6 protein-coding genes and 1 pseudogene are annotated in these 8,129 nt (G+C 53.5%); 1 reads left to right on the top strand and 6 read right to left on the bottom strand.

Annotation, left to right across the window (positions count from 1 at the left end; translation table 11 throughout):
• The 4 genes from ACFQEU_RS08105 to ACFQEU_RS08090 form a co-directional block, all read right to left on the bottom strand.
• Positions 1-1,089, bottom strand: a 1,089-nt coding sequence (locus ACFQEU_RS08105; protein WP_379781022.1) for an ATPase domain-containing protein, incomplete at its 3' end; no start/stop codon positions are given.
• A 330-nt stretch (positions 1,090-1,419) separates the two neighbouring features.
• Positions 1,420-3,198 carry a hybrid sensor histidine kinase/response regulator gene (locus tag ACFQEU_RS08100; protein WP_379781020.1) on the bottom strand — a complete coding sequence of 593 codons (1,779 nt, stop codon included), beginning with the start codon at positions 3,196-3,198 and terminating at the stop codon, positions 1,420-1,422.
• 330 nt (positions 3,199-3,528) lie between these two features.
• On the bottom strand, positions 3,529-4,326 hold the full coding sequence (locus tag ACFQEU_RS08095) for a recombinase family protein (RefSeq protein ID WP_379781017.1): 798 nt from the start codon (positions 4,324-4,326) through the stop codon (positions 3,529-3,531).
• A 324-nt stretch (positions 4,327-4,650) separates the two neighbouring features.
• Complete coding sequence (locus tag ACFQEU_RS08090) at positions 4,651-5,130, bottom strand: hypothetical protein (RefSeq protein WP_379781015.1); 480 nt, start codon at positions 5,128-5,130, stop codon at positions 4,651-4,653.
• A 360-nt stretch (positions 5,131-5,490) separates the two neighbouring features.
• Between ACFQEU_RS08090 and ACFQEU_RS08085 the strand changes: the two genes are divergently transcribed.
• Entirely contained in the window at positions 5,491-6,219 is a 729-nt protein-coding gene (locus ACFQEU_RS08085) for a hypothetical protein (protein ID WP_379781013.1), read from the top strand.
• A 174-nt stretch (positions 6,220-6,393) separates the two neighbouring features.
• On the opposite strand, the gene ACFQEU_RS08080 is transcribed toward ACFQEU_RS08085, so the two are convergent.
• Together ACFQEU_RS08080 and ACFQEU_RS08075 are read right to left on the bottom strand one after the other, a co-directional pair.
• Positions 6,394-7,209 carry an IS5 family transposase gene (locus ACFQEU_RS08080; RefSeq protein ID WP_379781011.1) on the bottom strand — a complete coding sequence of 272 codons (816 nt, stop codon included), beginning with the start codon at positions 7,207-7,209 and terminating at the stop codon, positions 6,394-6,396.
• 93 nt (positions 7,210-7,302) lie between these two features.
• Positions 7,303-7,911 (bottom strand): annotated as a pseudogene (locus tag ACFQEU_RS08075) (class I SAM-dependent DNA methyltransferase); the annotation flags it as partial.
• Positions 7,912-8,129 lie beyond the last annotated feature (218 nt).

Here is an 8,129-nt window from a genome sequence, read left to right as displayed (position 1 = left end):
CTCCTGAAACCCTTGTGAGCCATCGATCATCACCACTTCGGTACCGTCGGTGACCGCCTCGCGGACGAGATGCTCGAATTCGCCGACCGTATACTCTTCCGGATCGATTTCGACGATGGAGAGCTGTCCGCTGTCCAGCGCATCCTGTAGCGGGAGGCCGATCGCGTCGGCTCGTTTGCGGATGGTCCACTCCGCCTCTTCAAATTGGAATAGAATGCTCTGTTTGCCCTCAAGGGCCGCTTGGATGAGAAATTGGAGACCGGTCGTGGTCTTGCCGACGCCAGTCGGACCGCTGAGTATTGTTACGGTTCCCTGATCTAAGCCACCGTGGAGCAGATCGTCAAGTTCCGCCACACCCGAAGAGAGCGTCCCCGATTCGACCTCTCGCTCCTGTTCGCCGGGAACGAGTGTCGGCCAGACCGTCAGTCCCTCGTCAGTAATATCGTAGGAGTGATTTCCACGTCGGAACGACGACCCTCGGAACTTGGAGACGTTGACTGCCCTGCTTTCGGGAGTCACATCAAGTGTGACGACAGCGTCGACGAGGAACTGAATATCGTCGTCCGTGATTGAACCGCCAGCCTGCGAAGTGAGCATCACCGTCGCGCCAGCCTCTTTGAGATAGTCGAGGAGGCCAAGAACACCGGAGCGGAATTGCCGTTCGTCGCTGGTAAGATATCGAAACTCTGTGATGGGGTCAAGCAACACACGATCTGGTTTGATTTTGTCGACTTTGTCGCGTAGATCTTCAATAAACCCCGGCTGTTCGACTTCGGCTGATTCGAAGACGCTGTAGGAGTTACGCTCTGAGAACTGCTCTTGGGTCGGCGAGAGGTTATGAAACTGTATCTGCTCAGTATTGAGGCCGAACGCGTCGGCTGTTTCTTCGACGTACGCCTGCGGCTCACCCATATTAATGTACAGAGCCGTCTCTTCGGCATCTATCCCAGCCGAGAGGAAGTGTAATCCGAAGATTGTCTTGCCTGAACCCGGCGAGCCACGCACGAGAACATTTCGACCCTGAATGAGACCACCGTCCAGAACCTCATCAAAACCACTGACGCCCGTTGACATCCGTTCAACTGACATAATCTGATTTTGTTTTTAGTCTACAAGTATTTTCCCTCTGGAGAACGTATCCATTTGTTCTAGCACGAGTACGCGTTCACAATCACAGAGTGTCGATATGCGATACGCGCCCTGCATCTTGCACGTATCGGAGTTACCTACCGGAGATTTGCCAGAAGCTGCCTGCGAGATACAGAGGATCGGCATTGTTTAGACGCTCCTGATAGTGTGGGTTAGCGTCTGTATCAGCTGAACAGGATCCGTCTATGAGGGCATCTCTGTTCGGTTTAGTTCCTTCGGTAGCACCTGTTCCGTCCGATCTATACCGCGTCTAAACAAGGCCCAGAGGATCTATTCAGCAGCAAACATGACGCCGGTAATTTCAAACCGCGCACCACCATCAGAACCTTCAGTTAGGTGGATCTCCCAGCCGTGGGCATCGACGACCTGTTTGACAATGCTCAGCCCGAAGCCAGTCCCTTCATCGCTTGTCGAATACCCCGCGTCGAACACGTCGTCACGTTCGCCAACTGGAATTCCTGGGCCGTCGTCTTCGATGTAGAAGCCGGCGTCCAGTTCGCCAACTCGGACCGTCACGCCGTCACCTCCGTGTTCGACAGCATTACGAATGAGATTCTCGAACACCTGACTCAGTCTCCCTTCATCGGCTCGAATCGTCCGCTCGATATCGGTGACGATGCTGGCGTCTCTGGTATCGACGTTACGCCAACAGTTCTCCGCAAGCATTGAAACCTTGATCGAAGTTATATCAGTCGTACTTTTGGCCCCCCGAGCGAGCGCCAGCAAATCAGTGATCAGTGTATCCATCCGATCAAGTGCTCGACCGATTGGATCGAGGTGGTCACTGTCGCACTCTTCGTTCGCTAATTCTAAGCGACCTTCAGCAACGTTGAGTGGGTTCCGTAAATCGTGGCTCACGATACTGCTGAACTCTTCTAACCGCTCGTTTTGTGCCTCCAATTCCCGTTCGTATTCTTTATGTTCAGTAATATCACGAAGCACGCCGACTGATCCGTCAAATGAGTTGCCGTCGTATGGGAGGACACCCATATGATCCTCGCAAGTGATTGGATCTCCATTACGAGGGTGTATCGCCACTTCGAAAGTAACTGTCTCTGGCCCAGCACCCGACAATAGTCGTCCCAGCTGTTGTTCTGCTTGTTCAACAGCGTCGTCATCTTTGATCAACGATGGTGTACTCCCGATGATCGTCTCCCGCTCGTAGCCGACCAACTCAACGAACTCGTCATTGACGTGCGTGAACCGACCGGTTTCGCTAATGACGTACACCGGGTCAGTGAGCGCGTCAATAATCGTTCCGTACTCTCTGAGCTCTCGCTGGCGCTCCCGACGATCAGTAATGTCGCTGACAGCGCCATAGACTATCTGATCGTTCTCTTCGGTGGCTGCCGATTTGAGGGTAACACCGATAATTCGTTTTTCTCCGTTTGGTGTCTCAACACAGTAGCTTCCCTGTATCTGTTCGCCCGTCTGAGAAGCGGAGTCAATATCTTGCTGGATCTCTTTGCGATCGTCGGAGTGAAACAAATCAAGAGCATCATCCAGTGAGAGATCTGCCTGCTCAGGAAGATCCATGACGTTGTAGAGGCCATTACTTAGAGACAACTCCCCGGTCTCAGTATCTAGTTCGAAGCTACCAATACTATCGGCACGCTCAGCGAGATCTATCAGTTCTTCTTGTCTGTCAGCGCGCTCAGCCTCACGTTGTGCGTTAACAGCGTTACAGATCCGGTTGGTGAGAAGTTTGTACCGCTCGGCTCCACCCCCTTTCTGAAGATAGTCAGTAACGTCGGCAGCAATCGCGTCACTGGCGACGGTTTCACTGCCCTCACCGGTAAAGAGGATAAACGGGAGAGTAGGAAACTCCTCTCGAACGGTCTGCAAGAATTCAATTCCATCCATTTCAGGCATATCGTAATCTGAGACGATGCAATCAGGTCGGCAGTCATTAATTATGGCCAGTCCCTCGTCGGCGCTAGTCGCCGTCCGGATACAAAATCGATCATCTTCCCGTTTGAGAAAGCTTGCTGTTAGATCTGTGATTCCGGGTTCGTCATCAACGAGCAGCACGTTGATTTCATCTTCCATGATATACCAAGGATGTTTATCTGCTTACTTCTTTTGGTGAGTCTGAAACAGCAGAACTAGAATATCAGCCGTTGTTTGATGCTGACCTGTAGTTCAGATTGAGACTCATTTTATTTCTGTTCCATAGAGCACTCTACAAAGCTCATACTCTCATAATCGAGTGAGACGGGTCTCTTAGCGGGGTACAGTAATGCTGTATACGCGCGTTACATTCAGCACGCCGGCCCAAACATCATTTGAAACTGACAGAAGTTCCAGAGACCAGTTAACATCGAGATTTGTACAGATCTACTAACAAATCTCCAGATGGATCACTACTGTGGATTGTGTTCAGTCAAGATTCTCAACCTTCTGTTCGAGCCGCTTGAGCCGCTCGTTGAGATCCTCGTCAGGCTCAGCAGCGGGCTCACTCAGTGGCCGAACATCCTCAAGGGCGGTGTCAACGCGATCGTCGTCAGCCTCGCCGCGGAGATATAGCTCCGCGCGGTCGTTATACAGCTCTCGGAGCGTGCTCGCAGCGACACCAACGTCATCGGCGACGTCGGCAAGTGATTCACCACTGGCGACTCGCTCCATGCCGGCGCGTACCCGGAGGTACTCCTCCGGGTCGACCCGGAGATGTCCGTCGACAACCTCAAACCCCGTCGGCGGCCGGCCAGTCCACTTACCGGCCTCTCGGGCAGCGTCGATCCCCGACTGGATTCGGCGGACCTTCTGTGTCTGTTCAATCCGAGCGAGGTCACCCATGAGCCCGGCGATCATTTGGGTGACCGCCTGATCGACCATACTGTCGTCGACATCAAGCTCGAGGCCAACCTCAAGGTCTCGGACGCTCGTGTCGTGCTCAAGCGCGTGCTGGAGGAAGTTGTGGATCTCGCCACCACCAAGCCGGGAGAGTCGAGACAACTCATGAACAACGACGACGTCGACTTCCCCATTGGCGATCGCTTCGCGAAGCCGGTGGTACTCTGCGCCACCCTCGTCATCAGTCCCCGAAATAATATCGGCGAACCGCTCGACGCTTGCGTCAGGATACTCCTTGCCGACAAACTCCTCGAGCTCGCGGATCTGTCGCTCGTGGTCTTGGCGGTCGGTCGAGACGCGGGCGTATAACGCGACGTGAGTCACACTTTCCGTTTTGCCCGGGTTAGTATATGAAACAGGTATCCTTTTCGTTGTTATCGATTACCACTTCCTTCTCGACGAACCTTGAGATCAGCTGTCCAGTACAGAGGGATAGTGAAACAGCAGTATATATTTGATATTTGGCAGGTCGATCAGTGCAAGATACAGAGCGCGAGTCTTGCAATAGAGTTAGCGTGTCATAGAATGCTTCAAATAGTGATTTCTATTAACTGAAAAATTAACTTTATTATACAAAAGAGGACACAATCCCGGATGAACGAAGCTCAAAACCCTGTGATCGATTCTATGACACACTCACTATGAGTGTTAATTGTATAAATACCAATCACCATCGTCTTGAACTGTACGAACCGTAGTTTCAATTTCTTCACCATCCACCTCTTCTGTTACCAACACCAGAGCGGCATCGTCTGCATCAAAAAATTCAATTACATCGTTAAGAACTTCCTCTTGTCTTTCAACTTCTTGTTCAATCTCTTCTTCGGATAACTCACCCCCTTGCTCCCATTCAACAAACTCTCTCGTTGAGAGCTGATTTACCTCTATAAGGGTGGCGTCAAAGTCCTCAAGATCAGCCTCTTCAATCGGGTGCGCTTCGGATTCAGGATGTATCACTTCATTTGCGGATTCAACATCATCGTCATTGGCCGCAGTGTAATATTGTTCAACTGCGTCTTCTGCCGTTCTATCTGAAAGTTCTCTTCCCCCACCTTCACTATCCCCACACCCTGCAAGTGCAACTGCACTTACCGTGGCAACTCCCGTAATAAATTGGCGTCTATCCATCATAACAGAAAAAAATCTGGAAATTAAAAGTTGTTATGCTTGTAACAGTGCTGCACTCATACTCTACATCTTGCACGCCAACCCGTCACAATATCACTAGGCCAACAGCTGTTTCACCAGATGAAATAGGAGGTTCTCAACAACTCGATGAGTGGGCCTGATAACCGCCGACTTTGGAGCGATAACCGCGTCGGTCGTCGGGGTATATTACTGAACTCGTGCTGGACGATCGGCAGTAGTGCCAGATTTCGGGCTTGCGGCCCCTATCTCGATATGTAGTCAGACCATCCCAGACTGTCGATCTTAGGACGGCTCCCAGCCAAGGTATATTAAACTCACAAATCTAGCATAAACAAGGATATGCCCTGTTCTGACTGTAGCCATCTTCTCATCTTGGACCATAACAACGAGAAACTGGTGTGTCCGAATTGTCTCGATATCCAGATCGCGGACCAGGACGAAATTGAGGAGAAAGTTAGACGCGACCGGCAGTTCCTCCGTGATGAGAACCTAGTCCAACTTATGCAGGAGTACGACAAGGGCCACCTACTCCTCTACCTCATAGAACGTCTCAACAAGGTCTCGTACAGCTTTTACGAAAACCGTCGCCTGAAGATGCGGGAGTTCGCCTACATCAACTACCTAATCCAAATCGTCTATACGGCGGACGAGAGCAGTTTCGGAGACAAGTACTTAGACCGCGGCGATGAACTCAATGAGGAAATCGACACGCTACTCTCTGCGCAGGCGGAACTCGTGAGAGCGCTCAAGCACGTCGAAGACCGGTTCCGGCTTTGTATCGAATACCCGGTCCCGATGTCAGATGGGAAGTTCCTGTTCGGGGACTATGATCTGCGCGACACGGAATATCGATACTGCTTCCAGCGGTGCCTGAAAAGCCTGATTGGGGGACGGGAAGAGGAACTTGAGCTGTTCGACAAGACCCACGAGCAGATCCGTAACTTCGAGAGGCCATCAAGCGACGATATCGACACGCTAGAGGACTTCGGCGACACGTTTTATGGGTTCATCCTCTCGATGCTGTTCATCTGCCTTGTTGAACGCCAGACAGCGGCGGGGTGGGGTTGATAATCTACAGCGTCACGGTGTCAGAAGCGACTTTTTGAACGCAGAAGATGCAGCACTCGCAGTTACCGTCGTTTGCTGAAGGATCAGAACTATGGTATCTAGCGTCTTTGCTTCGATGACGACGGCGATGCCTCTCCTGGATACGTCCGGAGAAGGAGAGCAGGCGGCGAGCCCTTAACTCGCCGCCTGCGTCAGGTTATGGATGATGCACTTCCGTGTCAGCTCCCGGAACTGGCCGTGCCAGCTCCGGGAGCGCAGCTTCTCGCCGTCGTCTTGCTTCAACTGCGAGAAGCCGGTTTCACTCATCCACCGCTGGTTGTAGTCTTCGTTCATCCGTGCGTTGTGCGCCTTCTGTAACGGCGTCTGTTCTCGGTGTTTGATCAACGGTCGCGTTGACTCGGAGCGACACTCTTCACGAAGCTCTCCCCATGAATAGTTCGCGTCAGCAGACAGCACACGCAGGTCTTCCGCGTTCCGGCGGAAGACCTGCATCCCGATATGGCCGTCCCACGCCTTCTGCGTAGTGAAATGAACGTCCTTGATCGCTAGTGAGTTGACGTCGATCAAGATCGTCGTCTTCATCGACTGGAACGAGTAGTTCGCGCGGTCGCGGTAGTGGTAGCTGGTTTGGTCACGCTGGAAGCCACTCGCGTCAATAGCGGCTTCACCACTCCAGCCCGCCTGCTCCGCCGAAGCGCGGAGCAGGCGGCGGAGTTCACGCATTCGATACTCGTTTTCCCACCGGCAGAACGAACTGTAGTGCGGTGCCTCGTCGAGTCCAAACACGGCAAGGACACCGGGCATCTCATTGAGGTAGTCTTCCGTCTCGCGGAGGCTTTTCTCTAATTCGACGCGGTACAGAATCAACGCGATCTGCACCCACTCGGCGTACCCGCCCGCGCCGTCCGGCGCGGCGGGTACGTCCGGGTCGCCAACGTGCTGTTTGGCAAGGTCTCGACACATCTGCGCTAGCCGTCTGAGCGATGCCATATCGCCAGACGGCGTCCAATCCCGGGTTAATCTGACGGAAGAACGCCGTGAGAGCGTCTGAAGCTACCATCACTCGGCGGCAAAACAAGGCATGAAATCCTCAAGATCCCCCTTCTCGAGGACGGTTGGTAAGTCGACCTCGTAGTAGGAATCGAGCCGATGGCTCGTCGGGCCGTAGTAGAGCCGCCACTTCTTCCCGTCCGTTAGCACCGCCCACTGAGCGGGTGTCTCTTGCAAGTAGACGTGGATCTGGTAGCTCGGGTTCTCGAAGTCGCGCTCGTGCTCTCCGCTCCCCCGCGTGTCGAGCGGGCGTCCCCAGCGCTTAGCGTCAGCGACAGCGACCGCGTTCTCGTAGAAGTCGCCTCCCCCTTCGCGGCGCTCGAAGGCGTCACGCGCGGCGTCCTCGGTCTCGAAGAAGCCGTAGTCCGGGCGTCGCTGCGTCCGGCTTGTACTCTCCTCGACTTCGAAGGGAATTCCTAGCTTCCGGAACATCGGCCGGATAAACTTCTCCTCCAGCTGGGACTCGTTCCGCTTCGGGGCCGTGCTCTTCTCCCGCTTGTAGAGATCGACGATCTCGTCGTACGCGGCTTCTAGTTCGTCGTCGTCGACCTCGTCCCACTCCTCCGTCTCGGGGAGATGCTCGTCGAGGTAGTAATTAGAGAACAGGTCACGATTCGTGCGGTAGGTGAGTGAACTTTGCATTAGTCAGGCAGGGGTCACGATAAGAAATTCGTCCGAGTCCTTGCTGTCGATGAGGGCATGGGCGACGGTCGTCGCATCGGCGACTTCGACGTCGACCGCATCACCGATCTCGAGACCGAGTTTCAGTCGATCACATCGGGTTAGAGTAAGCGTCTGCTTGGAGAGGATGTGCAATCAACCCAAGCAGACAGCGAGATAGAGGAAGAGCACCTGCTTAA

This window comes from Halorubrum tibetense (assembly GCF_042661865.1).
In the GTDB taxonomy this organism is placed as follows: domain Archaea; phylum Halobacteriota; class Halobacteria; order Halobacteriales; family Haloferacaceae; genus Halorubrum; species Halorubrum tibetense.
Note: the sequence above shows the minus strand (reverse complement) of the source record. Positions and strands in the feature narration are given on the sequence as shown.